This window comes from Streptomyces sp. NPDC041108, assembly GCF_055592645.1.
This window is the reverse complement of sequence record NZ_JBVIYK010000025.1, coordinates 48,867-75,046: the sequence shown is the minus strand read 5'-3', so window position 1 is coordinate 75,046 and position 26,180 is coordinate 48,867. Positions and strand designations below refer to the sequence as shown.

21 protein-coding genes and 4 pseudogenes are annotated in these 26,180 nt (G+C 67.2%); 11 read left to right on the top strand and 14 right to left on the bottom strand.

Annotated features, from left to right (window positions below; translation table 11 throughout):
* Positions 1–251: 251 nt before the first annotated feature.
* The 3 genes and pseudogenes from ACZ6BB_RS38930 to ACZ6BB_RS38920 all read left to right on the top strand — a co-directional run.
* Positions 252–401, top strand: a pseudogene (locus ACZ6BB_RS38930) (IS630 family transposase); the annotation flags it as partial.
* Positions 402–510: 109 nt separating this feature from the next.
* A complete protein-coding gene (locus tag ACZ6BB_RS38925) occupies positions 511–837 on the top strand; it encodes a hypothetical protein (RefSeq protein WP_471619829.1) in 327 nt (108 codons plus the stop codon).
* 74 nt (positions 838–911) lie between these two features.
* Complete coding sequence (locus tag ACZ6BB_RS38920; protein WP_471619828.1) at positions 912–1,493, top strand: transposase family protein; 582 nt, start codon at positions 912–914, stop codon at positions 1,491–1,493.
* Positions 1,494–1,510: 17 nt separating this feature from the next.
* On the opposite strand, the gene ACZ6BB_RS38915 is transcribed toward ACZ6BB_RS38920, so the two are convergent.
* Both ACZ6BB_RS38915 and ACZ6BB_RS38910 read right to left on the bottom strand, forming a co-directional pair.
* Positions 1,511–1,777, bottom strand: a complete 267-nt coding sequence (locus ACZ6BB_RS38915) for a hypothetical protein (protein ID WP_471619827.1) — start codon at positions 1,775–1,777, stop codon at positions 1,511–1,513.
* Positions 1,761–8,801, bottom strand: coding sequence for a polymorphic toxin-type HINT domain-containing protein (locus ACZ6BB_RS38910; RefSeq protein ID WP_471619826.1), 7,041 nt, complete (start codon positions 8,799–8,801; stop codon positions 1,761–1,763). The genes ACZ6BB_RS38915 and ACZ6BB_RS38910 overlap by 17 nt, the downstream gene beginning before the upstream one ends.
* Positions 8,802–9,363: 562 nt before the next feature.
* On the opposite strand from ACZ6BB_RS38910, the gene ACZ6BB_RS38905 reads away from it, so the two are divergent.
* Positions 9,364–10,326, top strand: a complete 963-nt coding sequence (locus ACZ6BB_RS38905; RefSeq protein WP_471619825.1) for a hypothetical protein — start codon at positions 9,364–9,366, stop codon at positions 10,324–10,326.
* A 135-nt stretch (positions 10,327–10,461) separates the two neighbouring features.
* Here the strand turns inward: ACZ6BB_RS38905 and ACZ6BB_RS38900 are convergent, their stop codons facing one another.
* From ACZ6BB_RS38900 to ACZ6BB_RS38885, 4 genes and pseudogenes are all read right to left on the bottom strand, one after another.
* Positions 10,462–10,947, bottom strand: a complete 486-nt coding sequence (locus ACZ6BB_RS38900; RefSeq protein ID WP_471619824.1) for a hypothetical protein — start codon at positions 10,945–10,947, stop codon at positions 10,462–10,464.
* Positions 10,948–11,102: 155 nt separating this feature from the next.
* Positions 11,103–11,381 (bottom strand): annotated as a pseudogene (locus ACZ6BB_RS38895) (hypothetical protein); the annotation flags it as partial.
* Between the two features lie 108 nt (positions 11,382–11,489).
* Positions 11,490–11,969, bottom strand: a complete 480-nt coding sequence (locus ACZ6BB_RS38890) for a Type 1 glutamine amidotransferase-like domain-containing protein (protein ID WP_471619823.1) — start codon at positions 11,967–11,969, stop codon at positions 11,490–11,492.
* Between the two features lie 283 nt (positions 11,970–12,252).
* Positions 12,253–12,834 carry a DUF6417 family protein gene (locus tag ACZ6BB_RS38885; protein ID WP_471619822.1) on the bottom strand — a complete coding sequence of 194 codons (582 nt, stop codon included), beginning with the start codon at positions 12,832–12,834 and terminating at the stop codon, positions 12,253–12,255.
* Between the two features lie 1,157 nt (positions 12,835–13,991).
* Between ACZ6BB_RS38885 and ACZ6BB_RS38880 the strand changes: the two genes are divergently transcribed.
* A complete protein-coding gene (locus tag ACZ6BB_RS38880) occupies positions 13,992–14,495 on the top strand; it encodes a lamin tail domain-containing protein (protein ID WP_471619821.1) in 504 nt (167 codons plus the stop codon).
* A gap of 182 nt (positions 14,496–14,677) precedes the next feature.
* On the opposite strand, the gene ACZ6BB_RS38875 is transcribed toward ACZ6BB_RS38880, so the two are convergent.
* From ACZ6BB_RS38875 to ACZ6BB_RS38865, 3 genes are all read right to left on the bottom strand, one after another.
* Positions 14,678–15,208, bottom strand: coding sequence for a DUF6584 family protein (locus ACZ6BB_RS38875; RefSeq protein WP_471619820.1), 531 nt, complete (start codon positions 15,206–15,208; stop codon positions 14,678–14,680).
* Between the two features lie 103 nt (positions 15,209–15,311).
* Positions 15,312–15,692, bottom strand: coding sequence for a hypothetical protein (locus ACZ6BB_RS38870; protein WP_060902737.1), 381 nt, complete (start codon positions 15,690–15,692; stop codon positions 15,312–15,314).
* Between the two features lie 3 nt (positions 15,693–15,695).
* Positions 15,696–15,941 carry a hypothetical protein gene (locus ACZ6BB_RS38865; RefSeq protein WP_060902736.1) on the bottom strand — a complete coding sequence of 82 codons (246 nt, stop codon included), beginning with the start codon at positions 15,939–15,941 and terminating at the stop codon, positions 15,696–15,698.
* A gap of 277 nt (positions 15,942–16,218) precedes the next feature.
* Here ACZ6BB_RS38865 and ACZ6BB_RS38860 point away from each other — a divergent pair, with 277 nt between their 5' ends.
* The 3 genes and pseudogenes from ACZ6BB_RS38860 to ACZ6BB_RS38850 all read left to right on the top strand — a co-directional run bounded on the left by ACZ6BB_RS38860 (position 16,219) and on the right by ACZ6BB_RS38850 (position 19,680).
* Positions 16,219–19,026, top strand: a complete 2,808-nt coding sequence (locus ACZ6BB_RS38860; protein WP_471619819.1) for an FG-GAP repeat domain-containing protein — start codon at positions 16,219–16,221, stop codon at positions 19,024–19,026.
* A gap of 84 nt (positions 19,027–19,110) precedes the next feature.
* Positions 19,111–19,182 (top strand): annotated as a pseudogene (locus tag ACZ6BB_RS38855) (DUF6879 family protein); the annotation flags it as partial.
* 48 nt (positions 19,183–19,230) lie between these two features.
* Positions 19,231–19,680, top strand: a complete 450-nt coding sequence (locus ACZ6BB_RS38850; RefSeq protein WP_471619818.1) for a hypothetical protein — start codon at positions 19,231–19,233, stop codon at positions 19,678–19,680.
* A gap of 307 nt (positions 19,681–19,987) precedes the next feature.
* Here ACZ6BB_RS38850 and ACZ6BB_RS38845 read toward each other — a convergent pair whose 3' ends face one another.
* From ACZ6BB_RS38845 to ACZ6BB_RS38835, 3 genes and pseudogenes are all read right to left on the bottom strand, one after another.
* Positions 19,988–20,596, bottom strand: coding sequence for a calcium-binding protein (locus ACZ6BB_RS38845; RefSeq protein ID WP_471619817.1), 609 nt, complete (start codon positions 20,594–20,596; stop codon positions 19,988–19,990).
* 261 nt (positions 20,597–20,857) lie between these two features.
* Positions 20,858–21,070 (bottom strand): annotated as a pseudogene (locus tag ACZ6BB_RS38840) (NF041680 family putative transposase); the annotation flags it as partial.
* Between the two features lie 46 nt (positions 21,071–21,116).
* Positions 21,117–22,082, bottom strand: coding sequence for a helix-turn-helix transcriptional regulator (locus ACZ6BB_RS38835; protein ID WP_471619816.1), 966 nt, complete (start codon positions 22,080–22,082; stop codon positions 21,117–21,119).
* Between the two features lie 63 nt (positions 22,083–22,145).
* Between ACZ6BB_RS38835 and ACZ6BB_RS38830 the strand changes: the two genes are divergently transcribed.
* Positions 22,146–22,532, top strand: a complete 387-nt coding sequence (locus ACZ6BB_RS38830) for a VOC family protein (protein WP_471619815.1) — start codon at positions 22,146–22,148, stop codon at positions 22,530–22,532.
* A 294-nt stretch (positions 22,533–22,826) separates the two neighbouring features.
* On the opposite strand, the gene ACZ6BB_RS38825 is transcribed toward ACZ6BB_RS38830, so the two are convergent.
* Both ACZ6BB_RS38825 and ACZ6BB_RS38820 read right to left on the bottom strand, forming a co-directional pair.
* A complete protein-coding gene (locus ACZ6BB_RS38825) occupies positions 22,827–23,438 on the bottom strand; it encodes a hypothetical protein (RefSeq protein ID WP_471619814.1) in 612 nt (203 codons plus the stop codon).
* 4 nt (positions 23,439–23,442) lie between these two features.
* Positions 23,443–24,066: a DUF6417 family protein gene (locus ACZ6BB_RS38820; RefSeq protein WP_471619813.1), complete on the bottom strand. Its 624-nt coding sequence runs from the start codon at positions 24,064–24,066 to the stop codon at positions 23,443–23,445.
* A gap of 124 nt (positions 24,067–24,190) precedes the next feature.
* On the opposite strand from ACZ6BB_RS38820, the gene ACZ6BB_RS38815 reads away from it, so the two are divergent.
* Both ACZ6BB_RS38815 and ACZ6BB_RS38810 read left to right on the top strand, forming a co-directional pair.
* Positions 24,191–25,282 carry an integrase core domain-containing protein gene (locus ACZ6BB_RS38815; RefSeq protein ID WP_471619812.1) on the top strand — a complete coding sequence of 364 codons (1,092 nt, stop codon included), beginning with the start codon at positions 24,191–24,193 and terminating at the stop codon, positions 25,280–25,282.
* Between the two features lie 221 nt (positions 25,283–25,503).
* A complete protein-coding gene (locus ACZ6BB_RS38810; protein WP_471619811.1) occupies positions 25,504–26,058 on the top strand; it encodes a hypothetical protein in 555 nt (184 codons plus the stop codon).
* The last annotated feature ends 122 nt before the right edge of the window (positions 26,059–26,180 follow it).

The window sequence follows — 26,180 nt, the reverse complement described above, 5'->3', positions numbered from 1 at the left end:
AACGCGGGCCTACTCGGAGACCTTCAAGGGATCATCGGGAAGGTACGCCCTCCGCGTTCCTCCCGGCACCGATCCACAGGTTCCGAGCATTGCTCGAAGTGACACTGGCCGCCGCGCGTCACTGGTTGCAGACACGCTCTTGATGCCGAACGACCAGCACCCAGCAGGTTCCGCGACACGGCCGACATCACGAGTTCAAGTTCAGTAGCGGGACATGTGTTCCTGCGGCAGATGTACGACGACTCGTACTAGCGCCGGAATTGAATCCGGTGGAGGGTGTCTGGTCGCTGTTACGGCGCGGTTCACTGGCGAACACCGCCTTCACTGACGACGAGCATCTCGAGCGCACTCTCCGCCGGGGCCTGCGCCATATCCAGCTCCACCCCGACCTGATCGACGGGCAAGGCTTCGGCGTAGCCAGATGCCATCCGATTCATAAAGATTTGCCGCGCCTCGCGGTGTTCCAGAAGCGGAGCACGCAGCCGGGTCCTGGCCAGGGAGAATGCCTGCATGGACATCGTCGTTGAGATCCATGTGCCCCTTGGGGAGGCCCCGGGCACTCCGGAGGGTTCCTATGGCTTCCCCTGGATCGACAAGGTCGAGGACTTCCTGGCTGAACAGGAGGCAGCGGAAGTGCATGACGAAGGAGAGGAGTACGGCGAGGCGTACGTCTTCTTCATCACCGGTGCCGCCGAGGCGGATCTCCTGGCCGTCGCGTCCCGCGTGGCCGGCGTTCCGGGCAGCCCGAGCGGAGTGTTCGCGATGGTCACGAACGATGAGGCGGAAGAGATCGGTCTCGGGCGACGTGTTGAACTGCCGCTCGACAGTCATCGATAGGACCCGCGTCCGACGGGGACCGGTTCGGTCTCGATGGCTCCCGGCAAGCGGGGCAGGCACGGACTTCCAAGATCATGGAGTTCTCGACGGCCCATGCCCTGCCTGCAAGATCGCGCCTGCCGACGCATCATCGCCGATCCCGCCTGCCCTTGACCAGCTCAGTGAGCATCCAGAGGTGGTGCCGGGGGAAGGCCCTGACCGTCGTGCTCGCGCTGACCACGTGCGCGGTGCTGACCCGGGCGAGCTCCCTGCTGGCGGTCGGCGAATGGATCGTCGACACCCATCCCCAACTGCTCGAACCCCTCGGCGTGCGGCCGGACCCACTGTGCCCGAAGCGGAACCTGCCTGCGGAAGCGACCGAAAGCAGACTGCTGGCCCGCATCGACGGTGACGCATTTGACCGGTCGCCGGGCCCGCAGAAGAGTGCGGGCCCGCAGCGAGAGCAGCGGCGGGTCTCCCACCACAGGATCAGCAACGTCACGGCGCCGCTGCCCAGCTGGAAGACACACACCCTGGAGGCAGTGGTGGTGGACACTGTGTCCGCCGCTGCCGCCCCATTTCCGCAGGTGAATGCGGTTGGACGCCAGCCATCTGTCTGCGGCGCGTGGATGTCCCAGTGGTGCCAGGACCTGGGGGATGAACGCGGAACTCGGTGACTATTGCTCAACTTGGGTCAGGAGAACAGGCGGTCCACTTCCTTCCCATCTCGATCGAAAACAATGACATCACCGTAAATCCAGACAGAAATTCCTCCATCCCAGTACATGATCTCCATCTCGTCGATCCTGGCTGGTGAGAAATCGAAGAACATGGCTGCACCTGGCTCCAGCTCATAGTTGATCCCGAGCGGTTCGATCATCAGAGTGCATCCGACTGTCTCATCTGCGGAGATCTTTATCCTGCTCACCGTTTTATCTTTCGTTTCATCCGTCATGCCCATACGCGTCAATAATGCGCTGAAGCAACTTGACCCGTCCTGCCGCGCTTGGGTTTTGCGGGCGCATAGCATCAGCGTTTACATAAAATCTGCGCAACCTGAGCGCATCACTAAGCGATGCTTGCCCGCGAAGCTCCTCGGGAGACGGTGACTGCCTCAGAGCCTCCTCGACGCCACGCGGCGATCCTCCCCAAATTCTACTGCCAACGCTTGCGGCAGTCGGTCCGCCATCCAGGGGCTTCGTACCGCGCGTACCGGGCATCGGCACAGAGCCATCGGAATTGACGTCAGGCTTGAAGCAATTTGTATTGTGGACCAGGACCGGTGTCTCGCCCGCCAGCACATAGTACGTGTGGAAGTCCTCGACCGTGAGGTTGCGGGTTTCCAACTGGTCTTGGAATGAACGGACAGCACCCACCGTCACAGTGGTTCCGGTGTCTGTGCGCAGGGTCATGCCAGTTGCGAGGTCAGCCGCGTCGATCCATGTACCGGCGGACGGTGACCAGAACGGGTGGTGGTCGGTTGCGATGATCTCGACGTCACCGTCACCGGTCTTCACCGTGAGCTCGGTAAATTCCTTGTCTTCCTTGGTAATGATGGTGGCGAGTACGGTGCGTGCTTCGGTTGTCCCTGTTTCCGGGTCGGTGGCGAAGACTTTGTCCCCGACCTCGATGTCACCGATTTCCTTGACGGATCCGTCGGCCATGCGGACGCCGGCTTCGGGGAGGAAACTGTTCGGACAGGCCTTTCCAAGTTTCCCGCCGCGTCCGAGTGCGTATTCGACGATGGCGAGGAATCCTATGTTTCCGCATATCGGGCAGGAGTCCGCGTCGATGCTCTTGACGTGTGCCCAGTTGTCGTAGTATTTGCGGAAGTTCGCGCACGTCATGTCAGTGCCCATACCGTCTCTACCGCAGCGCTCGCGGAAGTAGAGTTCGTAGTTCAGCTCGGGGCTGACGTGCGGCATATAGGTTCCGGCGGCCTGCATCTGCCCGACGGTCGGTGCGTCTTGATCGTCTCCCAGGTACTTGCGGACCAGATCCGTCGGAGCGCTTGGCGCCTCGTCGTCTCCCAGATCCTTGACCACCAACGGAGACTCGGGGCCGTCGAAGTCGGTTTCGTCCCCTGCGCAGTCGAACGGGTAGCAGTCCTCGAGGCCGGTTGGGTCCATGCGGTTGACCGGGTCGTTGGAGGAGTACGTGTACGAGGAGAGGTTCTGCGGGTTATAGGGGCTGATGAGCGGGTCCGGGCTCAGGAAGCGGCCCAAGTTGGGGTCGTACGCCCTTGCGCCGAGTAGGGACAGGCCGGTGCTGGTGTCTTCGGTCTTGCCGAGGAAGCCGTTGTCGGTGCCGGTGGGCAGGGTGCCGCCGCGTTCGTCGCCGAAGGGGAAGTAGCGGCGGCGGGTGGAAGTGCCGGTGGTGGCGTCGACGGCGATCTGGGTGGAGGCCTGGGTGTCGGCCATCAGGTAGGTGACTTTGCCGTTGGTGGCAGTCGTGCCTTCGGTGGTGCGCATGGCGACGGTGGCGCCGCCGCTGGTGTAGTGGCGTGTCGCGGTGACCGTGGTGCCGTCGGTGCGCAGTTCGGTGCCACCGAGTGAGGCGATGGTTTCGCTGGGGGTGGTGCGGACGAGGAGGTTGCCGTCGGCGTCGTAGGCGTAGCGGGTCAGTTCGCTGCCGCTGGCCTTGGTGGTCTTGACCGTGGCCAGTTGGGCCAGCTTGGTCCAGGTGTAGTCGAGGGTCGTTGCCGTGCCGGTGGCAGGTTGTTCGATGCGCTTGAGCATCGTGCCGTCGTCGTCGTAGGTGACGGTGTCTGTGCGGGTGGTGGTGCTGCCGGTCTTGTGGAGGATTTTACGGACGCCGTGGGGCCAGTTGGCGTTGGCGGTGGTCCAGGTGCCGGCGTCGTCGTAGCCGGGGTAGAGGTAGTCGCGCAGGCTGGCGGTGCCGGCGGTGTTGGTGTCGGTGACGGACTGCAGGTTGCCCATGCGGTCGTAGGTGTAGGCGGTCTGGTAGGGGGCGGTGCCCTGGTTGTTGGTGGTGGGCTGTGCGGAGTTCGCGCAGGGCAGGGTGTGGGTGAAGGCGTTGGTCAGGCGGCTCTGGTCGTCGTAGCGGAAGCACTGTGACTGGGCGGTCTGGCCGGTGGCCTCCTCGCGTAGTTCGGTGATCCGGCCGGCCAGGTCGTAGCGGTAGGTGTCTTTCTGTTTTTCGGTGATCAGTTCGTTGACGTTGGTGGTCGTCGCGATGGAGGTGAGCCGGCGGGTGCCGTTGCTGTCGTCGTAGCTGTAGGCGCGTTGGGCGTTGATGCCGGTGCCGTCGAAGTCGGCTCCGTAGGTGCGTCCGGTGAGGCGGTCGTAGGAGTCGTAGGCGGTGTCGTCGATGTAGACGGCCGCGCCCAGGGTGCTGGTGAGGCGGTCCGGTCGGCCGTAGGTGTCGTAGGTGGTGGTCACCGTCTCCGCGGCGAGACCTCCCGCGGCCGGGTAGGTCGCCTTGGTGAGATGGTCGGCGGCGTCGTAGGTGAACGACGTCGTGTAGGTGCCGGCCAGGCCGCTGACGGCGGCTGGGAGGGTGACGGTGCTGCTCAGGGGGCGGCCGCGGGTGTCGAAGGATCCGGTGCTGGTGGTGTAGGTGTTGCCGGCACTGTCGCGGCTGGTGGTGGAGGTGATCTGGCTCTTGCCGTTGGGGACGCCCAGGCCGTCCCAGGTCCAGGAGGCGAGTTCGTCCGCACCGCTGGCGACGGCAGTCTTGCGGCCGAGGTTGTCGTAGCCGTAGGTCAGGACGGTCTTGCCGCCGTTGCTGGTGGTCTTGCTGATCTGCCCGTTCTCGTCGTACTCGGTCGTCGAGGTGCCCGCGTCCGGATCGTCGACGGTGAGACGCTGCCCGGCCCAGCCGTAGGTGTAGAAGGTGTTGTTGCCGCGAGGGTCGGTGATCTGCTTCAGCTCGCCCTTTTCGGTGTAACCGTAGGACGTGGTGTAGGTGGTGCTGCCGCTGTGTTCGACGACCTTGGATATCTGGCCGTAGACATCGGTGTAGGTGTCGACGGGGGCGCCTGCGGCCGGCTGGACGATGGTGTGGTCGCCGTTGTAGGTGGTGGTGATTTTGCCTTCGTCCTGGGTGACTCCGTTGGCCTGGAGCCTGGAGACGACGGTGCGGCCTGCCCAGTCCAGGACCAGGTCGTTGTAGGAGGGCAGGTCGGCGGTCTCGGGGCTGGAGGGGCCGCCGGAGCCGGCGGTTCCCTGATTGCGGAAGACCGCTGAAGTGCCGGTGACCTGGCCTGCCGAGTCGTAGCGGGTGACCGACACCTGCCGGTACGGGACCACCTGCTGGGTCGGCCAGAGGGTGGCGTCCGGCAGCGGAGTCTGCGTCTCCCGTGCTCTGCCGAGAGCGTCGGTGTAGGAATGCGAGGTCAGGTAGGTGCTGCCGGACTGCAGCACACGTGAGGTCGTGTGCGGGTAGCCGTCGACCGCGTCCGGGACCCCTGAGCCGTTGGTCGACGTGGGCACGCTGTAGCTGTACGTCATGGACGGCGAGCTGCCGGTCTCGGTCGGCTTCCAGACTTCGACGATGCGGCCGGCGGAGTCCAGGGTGACCGTGGTGGAGTGGCCGTTGGCGTCCTTGACGGTAGTCGGGATGCTCCAGAAGCGGGAGGTCCACACAGTGGAGGTCAGTCCGGTGCGAGTGGAGAAAGCGCCGTCCGGGTCCGGTGTGGTGGTAGTGATGCCGTTGAGGGGCCAGGTGTTGGCCGGGCTGTAGGTAGTGGTGGTGCGGTTGCCCTTTCCGTCCTCGGTCCACATCACACGGCCCGCGTCGTCGTAGCCGGACCGCGTCGAGCGGTAGCTGCCGGACTTGGTGTAGACGCGTGCCTCGGTCGGGTTGCCGTCGACCGGCTTGTTCGCGGCCACGGTGGTGGCGTCGTCGTACAGGGTGGTGGCGTAGCCGTCCTGGTTGCTGTCGGCGATGCTGGAGCAGCCCACCGCATAGTGCTTGACCTGGTCTTGGAGGACGGTCCAGCGCTGGGCGCCGGTGGAGTCGTAGGGGTCGGTGTTGTAGGCGCGGCCGTAGGTGGTGCAGCGGTTGTCGGAGACATCCGTCTGGCCCCAGTCGTCGGTGCGCATGGGCAGGCCGAAGGTGGTGGAGGCGGCTTCGGCGTCGTCGTACTCGTTCTCCACCGTGCGTTCGCGCCAGCCGCCGCTGATCTTGGTGTTGGTGGTCGTCTTGGACTCGCGGACGAAGCGGGCGTCGGGCAGACCGTTGTACTGGGCGGTGTTGTGGGACCAGTACGAGTGGTAGGTGCGCTCGTGGGAGACGTCCTGGTCGTCGCGCAGCGAGGTGGACAAGACTCTGCCGGCCAGCCAGTCGTGGTCGGCGAACGCGCCGCCGTCACCGTTGTCGACCGTGACGTTCTTCGTCGCTGACGGGTCCGTCTTGGATGTACGGTCCCCGTCCAGGCCGCGGTAGAGCCAGTACTTCTGTGTCTTCTTCCCCGTGCCCGCGCCGGTGGAGACCTTCACCTCCTGATAGCCCCGCCAGTTGGACCAGGTTTCGTCCTCGTCTTTGGTGAGCGGGTCGTTGGTGAACCGCCAGCCGGCGCCGTCCTCGTAGGTGTACGAGGTGGTCATCACCGGGGCGCCGTCCTGGTTGGTCGTCACCGTCGGATCGACGTCGACCTGCGTGACGAGGAACTTCTTGAACCAGCCGGTGCGGGATTCGGTCTCGCCCTCCGGGGTCCACTTCTGCCAGTAGCAGTCCTTCGTATTCGTGGCCTGGGCGGGCAGGTTGTTGATGTCGCAGGGGTTGGCGAAGCCGTAGGAGACGGTGGTGGTGGCGCCGAGGTCGCCGTGGATCTCCTTGATCCGTGGGAAGTTCAGCTCGGTGGAGCCGACCTTGTTGTCCAGGTCGATGCGGTTGAAGTTGATGACCGGCAGGACGAGGTCGGTGCCGTTGCCGTAGGTGCGGCGCTGCACATAGTCCAGCCACAGCGTCTTGCCGATCGTCCCGTCCGGGTTCGGCATGCCGTACTTGTTCTGGTACTGCTGCACCAGGTCCCAGCCGGTGCCGTCCTGGTCACTGACGTAGGTCTTGATGTCCCACAGCATGTCGGTGGAGAAGAACGTCGGGTAGTACGTCTTGCCCGCGCACTCGTAGTCCGCGGAGGTGCCGTCGCACATCAAGTCGATGGGCACGTCCGGGTAGGAGGTCGGCTTGTCGTCGAAGGTGGGGCACGCTGCAGGCGTATCGCGCAGCGGGTCGTTCTCCTGGACCCGCTCGATGCACCGGTTGACGTGGCTCAGCTCGACCTTCGCGGGCACCTTGCCGTCGGTGATCTGTGAGGACCAGCCGTACTGGATCTCCTTCACATAGCCGGAGGAGACGTACTGGCGGGCCTTGTCGGTGTTCGCGACCGAGCGGTAGTGGTTGTACTCCTTGTCGTAGAAGTACATCGTCTCGACCTCGTTGGCGTCGACCGCGCGGTCGAGGTTCCAGCGCCAGGCTTGCGTGCACGGCTCGGGGAACTGGTCGTGGCAGGGCTCGCCGGTGTCGTTGCCGACGACGGGGACGGTGAAGACGGAGGCGGTCGCGGTGCCTGAGCGCTCGGAGCGGCCCCAGCCGAAGTAGTAGCGCTGCCCGTCCTGCGTGGAGATCAGCCAGTACTCGCCGTTACGGCCCGCGCCGTGCCCGTCGAACAGACGCTGCACCCGCCAGCCCGGATCGTCCTTGACGTGGTAGGAACCCATGCCGGTGTTGTCCTGGATCAGTTCCGAGGTGACGCCGTTGAGGTTGATGACGTAGACCGCGCCGGACGGCTCAAAGAAGGAGTTCGGCGAGTCCCAGCACATGTCCCCGATCGTCGGCAGCCCGTCCTCGGTGCAGTTGCGGTACCGGCGCTCGATGTAGCCGACGCTCAGGTCCCAGCCCATACCCGCCCAGGACGACTGGTTGTTCGACGCCGAGGTACGGCCGTCCACCGACTGCGAGTTGTACGTCATCGCCAGCGGCGGCGCCGAGCCCATCGGCGGCTTGGGCAGCTGGATCGGCAGGTTGTAGCTGAAGGCGCCCGAGCCGGTGGACACATCCCACGATCCGGTGGGCGACAGCGTGGAGGCCCGGTAGTCGCCCTGGTCGGAGGAAGAACCGGTGTTCAGCAGGAACACACTGCCCCCGCTGGTGCCGGTCTCCCGCATCAGCTGCGGTGTGAGGCCGTCCGCCGTCGTGTCGGGCGCCGCCGCAATTGTCGCGGTCAGAGTGCCAGATGCGGTGTCGTTCTCCACCGGCACAGCCTCACGGTCTGTACAGCCCGCCGCCTGCGGGGTCTCCAGCGCGCACGCCGGGGCTTTCACCAGCCGCAGCCGGGAGGCGAAGTCACCACCGTAGGCGTACTTGAAACCGGAATAGTCGATGCCGACCTGGACCTCGCCGGGAGCGTCGATACCATCGGTCCGCGTGACCTGGAGGCCCAAGCCGATACCACCCGCCGGAGCCACCGCCTCACGGTCCAGCACCTGCACATCGACCTGATCCGGAGAGACCAGCTCCGCAGCGGACTCACTCGGTGACGGCGCTGTGGGATCGGGAGTGGATGTGGACGCTGTTCCTGCAGTCTCGCCCGGCTCGGAGACCTGCGGCTCCACGTCATCCGAGGAACTCGGGGTGGCGCTCGGCGATACGGTCTCGTCCTTCGCCAGGCGTGCCGCACCCAACTGGGCTTCGGTGCCGGCTTCCTGCGCTACTGGAGCAACCTCGACCACATCCGCTACCTCAGTGGCCTCACCGCCCGAACCGTCCGCGGTGGGCGAGGCGGACGGTTCGGGAGCCACCGTGCCCGGCTCCCCCGGGGCCGCCTCCGACAGATCGACCTTCGCCTCGCCCGCCTTCGGCCACTGCGGCACCGGCAGCGCCTTGCCGACTTCCTCGGCCTTCTGCTGCGGAACCGAGCCCAAAGGCTGCGACGGAACCGCCGGCGTGGTGTCAGCTGCGGCCGCCCCCGCCTGCTGCGGCGACACCACCGACACCGTCGACAGCAAAGCCGCGAGCATCGCACCCGCAAGGCCCACCGAGACAACACGCGCACGCCGAGCAGCCACCCGAACTCCCACCCCACGCAGACCGCGCCAAGCGCGAACCGCAGCTCACAAGTACAGACCGTCATCAGGGCAGGGTCCACCGTGCTCCCCAGCACGAAAACGGAATGACCTGTTCCTGAATTTGATCAGTGAACGAGGACAGTAGCTCCCGTGAATGTGCCGTGAACAGGCCAGCCGGAAGAAAGGTTCCAGCCACAACACGTGATCTCGATCACGCACTGAGCATGCTTGTCGCCCCTCCACTGCCCCGAACACCCGACGCAGCCCCCAAACGGCATACGGCACCGAAACCTGACGCCACCGGCGCACGAAGGTGGCTTCGTTCACGTGCAGGAGCAGCGTTTGACCAGCAGTGTGTGCCGCAGTTTGCGATCTTGAGTGCTGCCGATGCTCACGAGAAATGACGTCGCCTTGGTGGAGTGCCGCCACGGTGCGGCAGAAGCGGTCCGTCTCTTGATCACCGATCGTTAGACTCCGGGCGTTCGGAGCTGTCGACGGACTGGAAGGCCAAGCCATGGACAACGACCGCTGGGAGGACTGGCCGGAACGATGGGTCGGCACGGACGGCGACGTGCGGGCGGCCGTCAGCGCGATCCCTCGGGAGGTCAAGGACGGGTTCCGGTACGACGAGGTCCCCTGGCAGCGGTTCCGGCACTTCTACGGCCCGGGCGAGGAGATCCCCGGCCTCCTCGCCACGCTCGCGTCCGCAGACGCCGAAGCTGCCGACCGGGCCCTGCGGCAGCTCTGGACGAGTCTTCACCATCAGGGCGACACGATCGCGGTGGGAGCACTGGCGGTGCCGTTCCTGCTCCGGATCGCGGCGACCGTGCGCCCCGAACGCCGTACCCGAACCCTTCGCCTGGTCGCCGAGATCGGCCGGTGCCAGCATCTGGAGGACGGATCGCGGGAAGGCCTGCTCCAGGTCGCCGAGGAGCCGTCGGTGATCGAGGGCAGCACGATGTGCCCGGTGGACTGGACGATCCAGGCCACCCGTCAGGCCGTCACGGACGACCTGCAGCTTTTGCTCCCGCTTCTCTCCGATCCCGACCCCGAGGTCCGCTCCGTGACCGCCTACGTTCTGGCGACGGCGACCGGCGAGCTTTCACACATCTCCTCTGCTCTGCAGTCCAGGCTGGCGGGGGAAGACGATGCGGTGGTCCGGGTGAGCTTGATCCTGGCGATCGCCCAACTCGCCCGCGAACGCCAGGACGAGCACGCTTCCCAGTGGGCCCGGAGCCTGTGGTCGGATCCCGGACGACCGCCCGAGGTCCGCATCGGCGCCGGCCTGGCCTGGCTCTGCCTGGTCACCGACCCCGCCCCCGACGAGCTCCGCGCCCTCCTCACCGACCCCGGCACCCGTCAGTACGACAACCTGCTCCAGCCGGTGCCATGGCTCACCTGGATCGACTCCACCGGTGTCGGGCTGCGCAGCTGCATCGACGAAATGCTCACGGCGAGCATCCCGGAACAGACGTGAGCGCACCACTCACCGTGAGCGCGTCCAGGAACTCGAACAGCGACTGGCCGCCGCACACGGCGAGATCCTGCGCTTGCACCGCGTGATCCAGTCACACGGCCCGGGGCGGTGACAGCGCTCTCCGGGCTGCAGAACTTACGATCCAGAGCGCAATCCGAGAACACTGTGCTGCACCACACCCGAGGGAAGATGCTTCTTTCCCGAAGCCCTGGCAGTCAACTCAACAAGGCCAGACCGGAGTTCGACGGCGGGCTCACCAAGGACGATCGCACTGATGATCAGCTCCATCATCAGACAGTCGTACTCGTCGCCTCTGCTCCGATAGCGTTCCCCATCGGCCTCGACCACAGCAGAGACGATCCTCCTCCCACGACCAGCCGCGGGGGCAAAGGACACCTCATAGACGCCATGACCGGTCCAACTCCGGTGCATGAAAAGGACATCGCCTTCAACGAAGACATTCCACTTCTCATCCATGTCCCGGGCTCGATATCCGCGCTGGATCCGGTCCCAGTCTTCGTCAGTCCAGACACGATCCGGAAACTGAGACACCAGCCGGGGCGTGCTGATGGGGTGGAGGCGCCGGAACGACTCTCGGGTGAGCGGGGCATCGGCAGTCATCACGCGATCATATGGAAGCACCACTCCAACAGAACAGTGGATTGCCTCCAAGAGCAGGCAACCTGGGTGGAGGGCGCACTCAGCCGCCTTCCTGACGCGTCCGCAGCGTCCCGAACAGCAGCTTTACAAGGATCCTTCGCCACTACCTCAGATAACCTGATCGACTTGTCCCGGAGGAACCCAGCGGCCTTGGTCCTGCGCTCCGAGCGGTGTCGGGCCCGGGCGTCGCATTCAGTCATCAGCAGCTCGGCGAGGAAGCCCCGGTAGGTCATCTGTTCCTTCGCGGCCCGGTCGGCGAACTCGGCGAACCCGTTGCGGATCGACAGCAGCCGCAGCAGCCAGCAGGCGGTGTCGATGGCCGTGGTCGCGGCCTGTTCGGTCAGGTTCCGCTGGGCCCCATCCGTATGCGACCGCCTCGCCGTCGGCGTCTGCATCCGACGGGCCGACGTACACCGCCCCTTGGTCGCCGCAGCCTGGGCGGCAACCCAGCCAGACACAGCGGAATGCCTGGCTCAGCTGTGATACGGGTGTAGCCACACGTACTAGAACAACCTCCAATGGCCCTCGGAGACCACTTCCACAGCGCCATCGGCCTCCATGATGGCGGTCTGTTCATCGATCGCATACGCCGGACCCGCGACCCCGGCCGCCCACCGCTCCGCCGCGACCATGGTGTTCTCCGGGCAAGCAGGGTGATCCAGGTGCGGGAAGATCGAAAAATCCACCACACCCAGCGCGCTGTCGCCGCCGGCGGGCGGCTTCCAGCCCATGAATTCCGCTCCGACCCTGGGCGTCATCGCCATGCTCCCGGCGCTGAGTCCCACGTAGACCGTTTCGGGCAGCGACGGCAGAAGCCCGGCCAGCCCCGACTCCCGCATCCAGTGGCACAGATACAGCGCGTCGCCGCCATTGACCAGCAGGACATCGGCCTCCCGGACCCAGGAGACCCAGAGTGCCTCCTCGATGCTGGGCAGCGCGGTGAGCTCCAGCACGCCCACCGACTTCCATCCCAGCGCGGTCATGGGGCTCGGGGACCGTCCGCTGATGAATCGCCATGGCCCGCCCGGACCGCCGCCGGGCCCTCCATACCCCGCGGTAGGGATGCACAGGGCGGAGGACTCGGCAATCGGCTTATCCAGCAGGTTGACCAGCGCATCCCCGGATGGTCGCGTTCCTGATACCGGAGTCGGTGAGGAGAAGTTTCATCATGTCCTTCCCGGAGGGCTGACCGCGCACGCCGACAACCAGCCGTTCGCCAAAGCCTCAGGGCCGCCACCATGTCATGACTGCATCAGGAGCGGGTACTCAAGGCTGTTCGCAGGGGCCGGTCTGCCGTGAGGCGGGAGGGGCCCGGTGTGGTGCGGGGTGGTGGGTGATGCCGTAGTCGCGGGCGAAGTGGTTGGCTTCCATCGCCGATCCGGTCATCCGGTGCAGCCAGAATCCGTACGCCACCGACTCCATCTGTTCCGCTGTCAGGTACAGCAGCCATCGCCGCGCGCCATGATCATTGCGAGCCATACGCGCCTGCTCCGCCAGCCCTGCCGCCACCGGCACCCGCAGACTGCCGGCCAGGCCCAGGAACAGGCGCAGGGCCGCCATCTGCGAGGGCAGCAGCTTCACCAGCTGCTGACCCGCATCCGGCTCGTCGACGGCGTTGTCGGGGCGGGGGCGGGAGCGGGAGTAGAGCAGGAGATCGTGTCCGGCCGGGGAGAGGCGGGCCGCCCACAGCACCACGGTACCCTCCCACGCCGACAGCTCCGCCCGGTCCTCCTTGGCGGCGATCTCCACCAGACCGCGGTCGGCCAGCCCCCGCACCTGCTGCTTCACCGACAGCACCTCCGCGGCCAGCACCCAGCCGTGCACCGACGCCCGCGCACGCTCATCCAACGCCCCCAGCGCAGCAAGAACCTGCTCCCCACCCCGCACAACCGCCCCCTCCCGGTGAATCGGCGTTCGGGGGCTCCAACGAGGCATCGCGGGCGGAGGAAACGACCACGCCGTCCTCCTGCCACCACCGCCGACGAGACTCCCGGCTGCCGGGCCGGGCTGTGCCGAAGGCGACGGCCAGATGCCGCAGTCGGCCTACCGGGTGAGGGAACGGCTCTCCCATCCGGCAGGCTGTGAAGTTCGAGATCACTCCCGCCTGAGCCTCAACTCCCGTACAACCAGGCCTCTGCGTCGTGCATCTGAACCAGTGACCGCTTCAAGCGGCACCGGACTCCGGCGATCAGGAGGAGAAAGTGCGCAAAGTCGTACTCGGCTTGTGCGTAGCACTGGCAGCGGTACTCGCAGGCGCCAACCAGACCCAGACCGTCGCCTGCTGCGGCCAGCCGCCCGGCCGCCCGTAGAGATCGCTCGCCATCAGCATAAGGGCTGAACCAGGTTCTACTTCGACAAGGAGACGTGATGCGCAAAGCTGTATTCGGCCTGTTCGTGGCATTGGCCGCACTGTTCGCGGTAGCCCCTCTCGCCGGCGCCAGCGCCGATCAGACTGAAATCGTCGCCTGCTGCGGTATGCCGCCCGGCCACCCGTAAGAGCACCCGGTCGGAATGCGTGCTGTATGAGGGCTCGTCAGTTTCGCTATTGGCCCGGATAGACGGTCAGGCGGCAGCCCTCCGGACGGTTCGGGGCCGCTCTCCTTCTGTGACACCCTCCCGACCGCCGGCGTACGAGCGGGCCGGGCTGTCAGCCGGCGGTCGGAGGGAGTTCTCGGAGCTGGCCTGCTGTTACTCACTTTCGGGTGACGGCCCGAACCTCCGCAGGGTGGCGCACCGTGGCGGCGAGACGCCGTGCCCCAATCACCGCAAGACCTCCCCCGACCTGTGGGTACGTCAACACAGCTAGACGGGACATAAGTGGGCGTTACATCTGAGAGTAATGGAAATATGGCTGGAAGGTAACAGAGGTCATGTTCTGCCCGGGGGTGCCCCGTGGTGTGGACAAGGTGTGTGTGCGGCCAGCCGGCCGCCGACGCACATCACACCCGATCCCCGGGGCCTGTCCAGGCTGTCGGGGGATGGTGTCTGCACCCTGAGGGGGACCCATGTCCGCTTCCGCTTCTGTCACCGCTCGCAGTCTCGTCGCCGCCGCGCTCGCCGCCGGCGCCATGGTCTCCATGGTCACCCTGCCGGCATCGGCCGCCGACCACGCCCGACCCGAGCGGTCGAGGGTGAAGATCTCGGACGTCCAGTACGACTCCCCCGGCTACGACGACCGCTCCAACCGCTCCCTGAACCGGGAGTGGGTGGAGATCACCAACAACGCCCGCCGCAGCGTCAACCTCGACGGCTGGACCCTCCAGGACGAGGACGGCCACACCTACACCTTCGACCACTACCGCCTGGACGGCCGCACCACCGTCCGCATCCACACCGGACACGGCCATGACACCGACACCGACCTGTACCAGGACAGCCGCCGCTACGTCTGGGACAACCGCTCCGACACCGCCACCCTCCGCAACGACCGCGGACGCCACATCGACAGCGACTCCTGGGGCCACCACCACGGCGGAGGCGGGCACCACAACGGCGGCGGCCGCCACTGACCCCACACCACACGCACACCCCAATAAGCACAAGGGCGCGCCCGGCCACCCACGGCCGGGCGCGTCCTCTGCAAGCCACCACGGCGACACATTGGCCTTGGAGTCGTCAGCCGCATGAACGATGACAGGGCTCGTGGTACTTCCCCAGACTCTGGGTGGCCGGGCAGATATACGGACATGGGTCAGGCGAAGAGGGCAACGACTCCATTCACCCAGATCGCGAGGAACGCAAGGGCCGCCACCAGACAGCCGGCGCTCGACAGCACACCGCCGACCGACCACGGCTTGGAGGGCGCATCCTCGTACTTCTCCTCCAGGCTGTTCCAGTAGGAGGTGGGGTCGTCCCAGTCGACGAAGTGCCCCACTGTCTCGGCGCAGGCGGTTCGCACCGCGACCAGTTGCGCGTGCGCGAAGGCGGTGGCCGCCATCGTCTCGGAGCCACGCCAGGCGAGTGCCTTCATCCGCCACCCGGGAGAGCCGTACCGTGCCTCGAAGGCGACGGTCTCGTCGGCATCGCGGTCCTCTTCCAGGTACATCCAGCGTCCCGCTTCGGCTGCGTCGCCGTAGAGCCGGTACACCTCGGCCAGACGCCGGCGGAGCGTCAGGTCGTACGGGAAGGACAAGACGAGACCGCGCAGACGCTGGCGCGCGACGGGAATCCGGCCGGCGGCCAGGTCTGCGTCGACTCGGGCAAGGGTCTCACTCAGGGGCATGGACACATGATCGAGTACCGCACTGATGTAGGTCGACCTGGTTTGCCGCTCAGCACTCGCCCGGTCTTCTCAACGGTATCCACTGAACCCCACGGGGCGCTGATTACCCGGTGCTGCGCCAGGAACGCAGCCGGTCGGCGATGTCGTAAACGGTGAGCCGCAGCGCGCGAATATCGGCGATCAGGTCCCGCCACGGCTCGAAGGAGTCGTCGACCTCCTCCCCTGAGGCCCGGAGGTACGCCACCGCCACGCCGTACGCGAAGTACGCGTTGCGGGCCGGCAGGGGGCGCAGCAGGACCAGCTGCTCCAACAGGGCGGCAGCTCGCCAGCAGGCGTCGGGCTCGCCCGCCTCCAGCTGGGGCGTGTTCACCCGGTGCCGGGCGACAGCGGCTACCAGGCCTGAGTAGTCCCGGACTCCGAGTTCCTTGCCGAGCAGTTCTTCCTGTCGGTCAAGGAGCCACCGGATGTCGATATGCAGTTCCAAGGGTCAGGCCGCCCGCCCCGTAGGCCGGGCCGGTGCGTCGTCGGGGAAGGCGTCGTCGAACGCCTCGGCCAGACCAGGCCGGGCGATGATCTCGCGGAACGTGGCCGTCGCCTTGCTCAGGGCGATCTGGTTCTCTTCCTCTATGGCCAGCTCTGCCAGGTAGGCCCGCACGCTCTGTCCGCGGGCTGCGGCGACCGCAGCGAACCGGTCCCTGGTCTGGGAGTCGACCTTTACGGTGGTATCAGCCATACCCCGAGTATGCACCCATGGGTACCTTCGCGAATACCTCGTCGAGGCTCCAGCCATACTTCGATCACCGGAAGTGCAATGGTCGACGCCGAGTGAGCTGAGACGAGAGTCCCGTGCGGCTGAGTCGTGCGGCCCTTTCCGCTGCCCCGGCATTCCCGGCAACCTCACTGGTGTGCGCTGATAGGCTCCCGTCGCCCACTTAGGGCATGCACATTTCATTCACAGGCTGTCGGGGCTCTCGGGGGCGCGGCTGGCAGGGTGAGGGGCCGGGGGTTCCGTGGAGGTCAGCAAGGTCGTGCGACGCCGTCTGTTCGGCAGAGGGGGTGCGGCCCTGGCACTGAGCGTGGCCCTTGCCGCGGGTGCTCCGGCCGCGGTGCCGACAGGGACGGCGGTGGCCGTCGGGGGCGACCAGACCGTCGGGGCGGGTGAGATCGTGCTTCCCGCCGCAGACCGTACAGGCACGCGCAACCCGGTGTTCATCGGCTTCGGTGACACAGGTGTGTTGTCGAACCCCGAAGGTTCCACCGGCTGGAGCTGGACCGACTACACGACGCGCCGAACCCGGCAGGTGACCGAGTTCGCCGGCACTCAGCAGCCCAGCGGGCTCGCTCAGTCGGACACCACCTACACCCTGTCGACCGACGCCGAGGGCGGGCGCGTCGTGCGCTTCCGCGCGATGGGCTCCGGCGAGGACAGAGGCTCGGTGACCGTCCCGGCCGGCCTGACCTACGCAGGAACGGCCGGCGAGGGTGTCGTGGTCGCCTACCGGGGCGGCTTGACCAACGTACGCGAACTGCACCTGCTGAAGCAGGCGGCCACGGGCGGCACCGAGGACACACAAGTGACCGGCTGGCCCGCCGACGCGAAGCTCCTCGCGTTGAGCGGAAAGGATGATCGCTCACTGCTGCTGCGCTACCGCGTGCCGACCGAGGACCCCCAGGTCTTCCTCTACCAGCTTGCCCTCGTCGACGTCCGCGACGAGACCTGGACCAAGCTGTTCGCCCCCTACAACGCGAATTCGGCCCGGCTGCCCGTCCTGAACGAGGACTACGTCGGCTGGTGGTACCCCGGCGCCGGCGCGCGGCTGCTGCGCCGCGACGCGCTGGACGGACCGATGATCACCGTTCCATTCCAGGGCACCGAGGGAAAGACCGACTTCACCATCGTCGGTGACGACCTCGTGGTGGCCACCTACGGCGACGAGACCCGTGCCGTGCTCACCCGGCCCCTCACCGACGCGGGCGAATGGCGCACGCTGATCCCGCAGATGGACGGCTGGGTCCACGCATCGGCGGACGGATCGGCTGTCGTGGTGGGCGGTCCCGACAAGGCACACTGGGCCATGTTCCGGCTCTCCGAGGCGCCGGACGGACAGATCGTCGCTGATGAACTGATGGACCTGCCGCCGGTGCCCGCGCCCGTCGACGGGCTCTCGCTGGCGGGCGGCACCCTTGCCTGGACTGACCAGACCTCGTCCCCGAACTACGACGTCATGTTCAACACGCGCACCGTGTCGGCCGACGCGGTCCCCCAGGTGGGGCCGGTCCGCCAGGCCGGCGGAGGGGGAAAACCGTGCATTTTCGTGAACAGCTGTGTGCGGCTGTTCAGCGCCGGCGACGGATCCGTCGTCTACAACGACTGGGACAACTCCCAGCTGATACACCGCCGTACACCCGCCGGTGAGGTCCAGACGCTTGCAGTCGACGGCTTCTACGGGGAGGTGAGCGCTGCGCAGGGACGGTACGCGCTGCTCTCGGGTGGCTCGAACCGGAAGCATTTCCTCGTCGACTGGACGCAGTCCAAGGTCGTGTCGACGCACACGGCCGTGGCCGCCACGCTGTGGGACGGACAGTTGTGGATCACGAAGTCCACCGCCGGGCACCTGTCGATGAGTCGTCTCGGCTCGACGGCCGCTGCGATCGACGTCCACGTCGGATCGGCGTGCGTGCCTAGCGAGCTGCAGGTCAACGGCCGGTTCGTTTACTGGGCGTGCGCCGCGCAGAAGAAGGCCGGCGTGTTCGACCGCTCCCGCGGCCGGTCGGTGGCCGTGCCCGAGGGGGACGTACTGCTGGCCGACGGGTTCCTGGTCCGCCATGACAACGCGCGCGGCAAGCTGGTACGCACCGACGTCCGCTCCGGGCAGGCGGTGAACTCTGACCTGGCCGATCTGCCCGCGACCAAGAACCTCATGCCCGAGGGCAGCACCTCGGACCGACGCGTCCGCTGGACCCTGGATCCCGACAGCGGCCGCGTAGCTTTCGTCGACAGCGGTGAACGCATCCACCTGATGCCCGCCGGAACTCTCGCCGCTCCCGTGCGGCGCGATCACGCGGGCCGCGACGGCATCGGCGACCTCCTCACCCTCAGCTCCTCCGGCGCGCTGACCTTCCAGCAGAGCACCGGCAACGGAGCGTTCTCCGACAAAGTGAGCGGCAGCGGTTGGCCGACCTCCATCAAGGCAGTGCCCTTCGGCGACCTCGACGGCGACCGCTGCAACGACGTCCTGGTACGGCTCAGCAGTGGAGCTCTGCGCGCCTACAAGCCGGGGTGCGGTGCCGCGCTGAAGCCGTCGACGCCGTACACGTCGCTGGGCACGTCCGGATGGATCCAGTACGACGTGCTGACGGCGCCGGGTGACCTGACCAAGGACGGCCGCCCGGACTTGATCGCGCGGAACTCCTCGACAGGGACGGTGTACCTCTACAAGGGCACCAGCACGGGCACGCTGTCGGCCCCGGTGAAGCTCTACGACAACTGGAAGACGTACAAGAAGATCATCGGAGCCGGTGATCTGAACGGCGACGGCATCGGCGACCTGCTCGCCCAGGACACCGCGAACAACCTGTACCGGTACTACGGCACCGGTAACGGCACGTTCGGCGCCCGGACGAAGGTTTTCTCCAACTGGGGCGGTTCCTACAACGTGAGCGTCGGCGTCGGGGACATCAGCGGAGACGGGAAAGCCGACCTGGTCTCCCGGGACAGCGTGGGCACCCTCTGGCGCAACAACGGCGACGGCAAGGGATCCTTCAGAGCGCGGGTGAAGGTCGCCATCGGCTGGCGGGGCTACAAGGGCTTCTTCTAGGCGAGCACCTCTCGGCCACGTCGTGACGTGCGTCATGCCCCTGGTGCGCGAATCGCGGGGGGGGCATGAATGCCGACGTGCCCTGTCCACGCGGGAGAACAGGTCCGCTGGCAGCCCCGGCGACAGGCATCCGGTATCGCCCTGCCAGGTAACGACTCGGACTGGCCAACAGCGCCTTCCCCGGCACCGTAGCGAGGTACTGACATGCGCCACACCCTTCTCACACCCCTGCTGGCGCTTGCCCTGACCGGATGCTCGTTCCTAGGCCAGGACACCACGTGCACCGAGGCCGACGCGGACTCACAGGTCGCCGCCGCGTGGCGGCCCGCCGACTTCGGCACTCGGGACGCGGCGTGGATCCGGCTGTGCGTGGACGGCACCTGCGAGGAGCGGACATCAGGCAGCCCCGACGACCCGTTCGCCACGCTGGCCATCCCACTCCCCGACGACATCGGCGACGCCACCGTGCCGGTACAGCTCACCGTGACCTCCGTGAAGAACGGCGACAAGCTCGTCGAGGACAGCACCCGAGCCAAGCTGACCGAGCAACACCCCAACGGCACGCCCTGCCCGCCGACCGTCTGGACGGCGATATTCCGCGCCCACCCCGACAAGGGCCTCACCTCCCCCAAGGGCATGAAACTCCAGAACTGAGCCCTGCATACCGAAGCCCGTCCTTCCCCGGCACCACCGGGGAAGGACGGGCGCTTCCCATCCCCGCACCGCCGAAGCGAACAGCACCCTTGACGAGGGCCACGAGGCCTTGCTGGAGGAGCCGTACCGGGGCTACGGCCGCGACGGCCTGCGTAATCACGCGGGTGGGCAGCACTCCCGATGATGCGTTTACGGACGCGGCGGCCATCCTGTGGCCGACCCGGTGCAAGAGGCGGCGCTCGGTGCAGATCCGAACCGGCAGAGGGCTGGCACCCGATACCAGGTCCCGGCCCTGCGGATGAGCGGCTCAGCTCTCGCAGCCGAACTCCTGGTCGCCCACGTCCCCCGGGCAGATGTCCGTGCCGGTGTCGCCGTTGGAGGAGTCGTTGCCTCCCACGCCGTCGATGGCGCCCAGCCGGTCGTTTCCGGCGTTGCCGTCCATGATGTCCCGGCCGGCCCCACCGACGATCTCGTCGTCGCCCGCACCGCCGATCAGGGTGTCGTTGCCGTCGCCACCGACCAGGACAGCGCGTTGCGTGCTGTCGGTCGTCTGGAGAGTGTCGCCGCCCGCGTCGCCGTTGAGCGTGGCCCGCAGGCTCGCCCTCAGGATGACCGTGTCATTGCGGTCGCCCGCGCTGAGGAGGATCGTCCGTGTGCCCGCGGGGCAGGACACCGAGTTGGCGCTGAGCTGGGTACAACCTGCCCCTGCGGTGACGGTGTCACCGTTGTCGATGACGGTGATGTTGCTGCCGGACGGGTTGATGATGATCTGGTTCGCTTTGTGGGCCGCGGCGTTGATATTGATGAAGGCCGAGTTCGCGGTCACACCGGTGGCGGCGTGGGCCTGCCCGGCCGACAAAGCCAGCGCCGCGCCCATCGCGCCTGCCATCACCACGGCCTGTAAACCCTTGCGCATCGAGGTTCCCACTGTTCCTCCAGTCAGTACGGTGCCTGCGATCAAGCATTGACGGGGAAAGAGGGCCGCACATGGGGAGAGAACCCCCAGATACTGTCCGAGATGGATGGGACGAGCCCGTCGAGCCCGGCACCCTGGGGTCTTGTTGTGGCGGCCGTGCAGTCATGCGGGCCACCGTGTTACAGAACGTCAGGAAGCCGATTCTGGTACACAGCCGCCTGCGGCCAGCGAGGTGTCGGCTCAGCTGAGCTTGTTCTTTATCTACCAGGATCTTCCGGGCTTGCCGATGGCTTTGAGGGGCTCGGGGCGTTTGACGGATTTGCCGACGTCGTAGCGGGGTGCCCGGCGTTTGTTCTTGACGCCGGGCGGCCGTCCGGGCCCGGTGCCTGTGGGTTTGGGAACACGGGTCGGGCAGGCGAGATGAGCGCGGATGTTCCTGAACCCCCGGCGGACCCGGGCCGGGGTGAGCCGGTCGAAGGCGGTAGATGCGGCTGAGACCTCGTACCCGGTGCAACGCCCGCTACCGGGGCTGACCGCCCCCGTTGTCCTCGAACAGGTCTCGGGTACGGCGCAGCAGCGCCTCCCGTACGCAGTCCGGTGACAGGACCCGTAGCGTGGTGCCCAGACTGAGAAGGTATGTGGCGAGCTGGTCGGCGTCGTTGCCGCCGATTTCGACGATGGTGGCATCGGGGCCGTCCGGGTGATGGGTGCCGATCGTGGGCGGGACCAGCCGTAGCGCCTGGTCGATGGGGTGCGCTAGCCGGACTGTGACATAGAGCGGGTACACGACGCCCGCGATGGATCGGGAGACGAGGAGCGCCGGGTCGGGCGGGTCGACGAGTTCGACGGTATGTCCGGTCGGCTGGACCTGTACCACCCGGTCGGCCCGGAAGGTCCGCCACTGGTCCCGGGCCACGTCCCGGGCGACGAAGTACCAGCGGCGGCCTGTGTGTACCAGGCGATAGGGGTCGATGTCCCGGACAGTGGCCTTCCCCGCATGGTCCCGGTACGAAAGACGGGTGCGCTCGCCACGACGGCAGGCGGCGGCCAGTTCCAGCAGCACGCCGGGCGAGATCTGACGTCCCTCGGGCCTGGGAGTGTGTACGAAGGTCGCATCCATCTCCCCCAGCCGGTCCGCGATCCGGGGCGATAGGACCTGCCGTAGTTTCAACAGCGCCGACAGCGCGGCCTGGTCGCTGCCCAGGACGCCGCTGAGCGCGGCCTCCCGCAGCGCGACGGCCACGGCAAGCGCCTCCTCGTCGTCGAGGATGAGCGGCGGCACCCGGGTGCCGCCGCCGAGGCGGTAGCCGCCCCAGGGCCCGGGGTCGGACTCGATGCCGTAGCCGAGATCCCGCAGCCGGGCGATGTCCCGCCGGACCGTGCGGTCGGTGACCGCCATCCGCTCGGCCAGCTCGCGGCAGGTCCACGTCGGTCGAGTGGACAGCAGCGAGACCAGTCGCAACAGGCGGGCGGAGGTGCTGATCACATCCCGAAGTGTTCCCCATGACCAGGACCGGAACTGTCCTGGTTCCGTCATAGCGTCCTCCCCATGAGTACCGAACCCACATCCGGACCCGCGATCCGCTTGTTGTCCGTCGACTTTGACTGCCCGGACCCCGCCGAGTTGGCCTGTTTCTACGGCGACGCGCTCGGCTTGCCCGTCGTCTACTCCGGTGACGACTTCATCCTGCTCGGCCGGGAGGGTTCACCCGGACTGGGCTTCATCCGGGTGGCCGACTACCGGCGTCCGACCTGGCCGGACCCGTCCCAGGGCAAGCAGGCTCACATGGAACTGGGCGTCGACGATCTGGACGCCGCCCACGCACGGATGCTGGCACTGGGCGCCATGGAACCCCCTGTCCAACCGCACCCCGATCAGCGGAGGATCCTGCTGGACCCCGCAGGCCACCCCTTCTGCATCTCCACGCAGGGCTGAGCATCACCGGCCAGCCGATGACCGCGACCGCGAGCCCACGCAGGGTGGCGAACACACTGTTGTCCTCAGCTTGTTCTTCATCTTCCGGTGTCGAACGGCGTCTCGAACTGGGTCGCTCACCTGGGGGTTCGCCGGACGCGGGGGCGGCCTCCGTCTGATCATGCGCTCCGACCAAGGTGCACGTGACCAAGACGAAGGCCGTGAGGGTGAGTCTGACCCCTGGTGACCATGGACGAAGGAGTGCACGGCTGGTCCTGGCAGGAGACGTCACCTACCAGGCGCGGGCCCGGTGTTCTACCAGTCGGTCAGGTCCACGAGGAGATCGCAGTGCGGGTCGTCGGAGGGCGGGCGTTGGTGCTGCTCTTCTTCGATGAGGCTCGGAAGGGAGGCGATCAGCGCGGTGGGCGTGCCCGTGAGGCGGGTGTCGACGCCGATGATGCCTGGGTGATCAGGGCGCTGCACGTACAGGCGCAGCAGGCTGTGGCCCAGGAGCAGAAACCCGATCAGGAAGGGGTTCTCCTCGTCATCGGGGTTCGACAGGGCGCGCAGGACGGTGAGTGCCTGGCCGTGTTCGGGTTCTGGGTCCGGGGTGAGCTCCGCGGGGCGGAGGCGCATGACGGTCATCCCCATGGCTTCGCTGATGTCGCTGCTGCTGTAGAGCTGGGTGCCGGCCAGGACGGCGCGAAGGATGCCGGGGATGTAGTAGGGGGCGACGGTGTCGTTGGGGATCTCGTACAGAAACGTCGTGCCGTCCTCCTCGTCGCCGGCGTGGATGGCGATTCGGACGGCGTCTGGCGTGGGCAGGACCCCGCGCAGGCGGCAGCCCTCAGCGAGGGGCGCGTTGAGGTAGTACAGCAGCAGGCGACTGACAGCCGCCTGCTGCTCTCGGTCTTCGGAATCGTTCACCGGTTCATCCATGAGCGGCACTGTCGCATGGGCTGGTCGGCCCTCCAGAGGCAGAGGGCGGGGCGGGGTGGTGGGTGATCCCGTAGTCGCGGGCGAAGTGGTTGGCCTCCATCGCCGATCCGGTCATCCGGTGCAGCCAGAACCCGTACGCCACCGACGCCATCTGCTCAGGTGTCAGGTACAGCAGCCACCGCCGTACGCCGTGATCGCAGCGGGCTGTACGCGTCTGCTCCGCCAGCCCCGCCGCCACCGGCACCCGCAGCCGACCGGCCAGACCCAGGAACAGGCGCAGGGCCGCCATCTGCGAGGGCAGCAACTGCACCAGCCGCCGACCCGCATCCGGCTCACCGACGGCGCTGCCGGGGCGTGGGCGGGAGCGGGCGTAGAGCAGGAGGTCGTGTCCGGCCGGGGACAGGCGGGCCGCCCACAGCACCAGGGTGCCTTCCCACGCCGACAGTTCCGCCCGGTCCTCCCTGCCGGCGATCTCCACCAGACCCCGGTCGGCCAGCCCCCGCACCTGCTGCTTCATCGACAGCACGTCCGCGGCCAGCACCCAGCCGTGCACCGACGCCTGCGCCCGCTCCTCCAGCGCCCCTAGCGCAGCAAGAACCTGCTCCCCACCCCGCACAACAGTGCGGGTGCCGATAAATCATCCGCCCAGGTGACGGGCTTGATCGCTGATCTTGATTCGTGCCAGTCTCTTGCCCGGCTCTCCGCACATGTAGAGGGCTGGGACGGCATGATGATCTGTCATGCTGCTGCGCCTGGCCTACGTCACCGCGACCACCGCCGTCACGCTGCTGCGCCTGCTGCCGATGAGCGATCGGGACAAAGACCTCGAGATTATTGCGTTGCGGCATCAGCTGCTGGTGTTGCAACGCCAGGTCGGCAAGCCTGCGTTCACCGACACCGACCGCGTGATCCTTGCCGGCCTGCTCCACCATCTGCCGAGAGAGGAGCTGGGGCGGCTCCTGCTGCTGGTTCGTCCGGACACGATCTTGCGGTGGCACAGTGATTTGCTCAGGCGGCGGCATGCCGCGACCTGTGCGCCGAAGCGTCGCGGGCGCCCGCCGACCGTCCGCTCGATCCGCGCCCTGGTGCTGCGCCTGGCCCGGGAGAACAGCTCGTGGGGGTACCGCCGCATCCACGGCGAGCTTGCGGCGCTGGGCATCAAGATCGCCGCCTCCACCGTCTGGGAGATCCTCAAGGAGCACGGCATCCCGCCCGCGCCCGAACGCCAGGGCACGACCTGGGCAGCCTTCCTTCGCAGCCAGGCCGACGCGCTTGTGGCCTGCGACTTCTTCGAGACCCGCACACTGACCGGGGCGCGGCTGTACGTCTTCGCAGTCATCGAGCACGCCACACGGAGGATCCGGATCCTGGGTGTCACCACGCACCCCACGGCGCAGTGGGCGGTGCAACTCGGGCGTAATCTCGTCATGGACCTGCAGGACACGGCGAGTAGGGCCAGGTTCCTGATCCGTGACCGTGACTCGAAGTTCACGCCCGCCTTCGACGCGGTGCTCACTGATGCCGGGATCAGGGTCGTCACCAGTGGCGTTCGGATGCCCCGGATGAACTCCCTCATGGAGCGCTGGATACAGACCTGCCGACGTGAACTGCTGGACCGCACCCTCATATGGGACCAGCGACACCTGCTCCACGCGCTGCGCGAGTTCGAATCCTTCTACAACGGGCACCGACCCCACCGGGCCCTGAATCAAGCCGCCCCGCTACGTCCGCTACCCGAACCACTCACCGAACCGGGGGAGATCGGGAACCTGCAGGTCCGTCGCCGCGAGCGACTCGGCGGGACGCTACACGAGTACGAATGTGCCGCTTGACCAGCCCGGATGATTTATCGGCACCCGCACTTCTACGGCCTCAGCCAGGCCGGCCGCACCATCACGGCCGCCGCCTGGTCGCTCAAGGGCGAGGACTGACGCCTCGACGCCCATGGGATTAACAGGTCGTTTCACAATGGCACCGAGGGAGCGGATGCGTTCCGTGGCGCTTCTGCCGGGTAGGACGCCCTCGGCGGATGACCGAGTGGCGGGGGAGTCGCATGGGACGGGCGGACCGGACGTGGTCCTGGCGGGCGGCCGGCGGGTTCGCCGTGCTGTGGCTCGTGGGGGGCCTGGCCGTGGTTTGGCTGTTGTTCGGCGCCCGACTGGCCGCACTGAGCGGCATCGCAGGGCCGACCGGCACCTTCGTGGTCACCGGCTGCTTCGAGGGACCGGAGGACACCAGCACCAACTGCCGGGGCACGTACACGCCGTCCTCCGCGTCCTCGTCCGCTGATGCGACGGCGGCGCGGCCGATGCTGCTCCGCTCTGCCTCCAGCGACCTCCGGCCGGGCACCCGGCGCGACGTCCGACTCGTCGGCGACACGGTCTTCGAGCCCTCGCCGCTCGCCGCCGCCGAATACGTCACTTTCGCCGGCTGGACGGCCGTCACCCTCGGCCTGCCCGGCCACTGGCTGCTCACCTCCGCCCGCCGAGGACGTCTCCGCAACCGCGAGGGCTACGTCCTGGTCTGGCTCGCCTCCTTGCTCGGCGCCATCGCCCTCGGCATCCTCGCCCTCCCGGTGGCGTGGCTCCTGGCGACCGTTCGAGGGTAGGAGAGGCCGCGAGTTCACTCGAAGAAGCGGCGTCTACTAGACACTCCCCACTGTGGTCGGGTGCACCAGAGGCGGCTTCGTTCTACATAGGAGTCAGCGACGACTCGGCAGGCCATGCACTC

Excerpts from the sequence above, each read along its gene's own strand:
- ACZ6BB_RS38910 (WP_471619826.1), bottom strand. The coding sequence starts at position 8,801 with ATGCTCGCGGCTTTGCTGTCGACGGTGTCGGTGGTGTCGCCGCAGCAG.
- ACZ6BB_RS38815 (WP_471619812.1), top strand. The coding sequence starts at position 24,191 with ATGCTGCTGCGCCTGGCCTACGTCACCGCGACCACCGCCGTCACGCTG.
- ACZ6BB_RS38920 (WP_471619828.1), top strand. The coding sequence starts at position 912 with ATGGAGTTCTCGACGGCCCATGCCCTGCCTGCAAGATCGCGCCTGCCG.
- ACZ6BB_RS38865 (WP_060902736.1), bottom strand. The coding sequence starts at position 15,941 with ATGGCTGATACCACCGTAAAGGTCGACTCCCAGACCAGGGACCGGTTC.
- ACZ6BB_RS38925 (WP_471619829.1), top strand. The coding sequence starts at position 511 with ATGGACATCGTCGTTGAGATCCATGTGCCCCTTGGGGAGGCCCCGGGC.
- ACZ6BB_RS38915 (WP_471619827.1), bottom strand. The coding sequence starts at position 1,777 with ATGGGCATGACGGATGAAACGAAAGATAAAACGGTGAGCAGGATAAAG.
- ACZ6BB_RS38900 (WP_471619824.1), bottom strand. The coding sequence starts at position 10,947 with ATGACTGCCGATGCCCCGCTCACCCGAGAGTCGTTCCGGCGCCTCCAC.
- ACZ6BB_RS38830 (WP_471619815.1), top strand. The coding sequence starts at position 22,146 with ATGAGTACCGAACCCACATCCGGACCCGCGATCCGCTTGTTGTCCGTC.
- ACZ6BB_RS38875 (WP_471619820.1), bottom strand. The coding sequence starts at position 15,208 with ATGCCCCTGAGTGAGACCCTTGCCCGAGTCGACGCAGACCTGGCCGCC.
- ACZ6BB_RS38850 (WP_471619818.1), top strand. The coding sequence starts at position 19,231 with ATGCGCCACACCCTTCTCACACCCCTGCTGGCGCTTGCCCTGACCGGA.
- ACZ6BB_RS38890 (WP_471619823.1), bottom strand. The coding sequence starts at position 11,969 with ATGACCGCGCTGGGATGGAAGTCGGTGGGCGTGCTGGAGCTCACCGCG.
- ACZ6BB_RS38905 (WP_471619825.1), top strand. The coding sequence starts at position 9,364 with ATGGACAACGACCGCTGGGAGGACTGGCCGGAACGATGGGTCGGCACG.
- ACZ6BB_RS38810 (WP_471619811.1), top strand. The coding sequence starts at position 25,504 with ATGGGACGGGCGGACCGGACGTGGTCCTGGCGGGCGGCCGGCGGGTTC.
- ACZ6BB_RS38845 (WP_471619817.1), bottom strand. The coding sequence starts at position 20,596 with ATGCGCAAGGGTTTACAGGCCGTGGTGATGGCAGGCGCGATGGGCGCG.
- ACZ6BB_RS38880 (WP_471619821.1), top strand. The coding sequence starts at position 13,992 with ATGTCCGCTTCCGCTTCTGTCACCGCTCGCAGTCTCGTCGCCGCCGCG.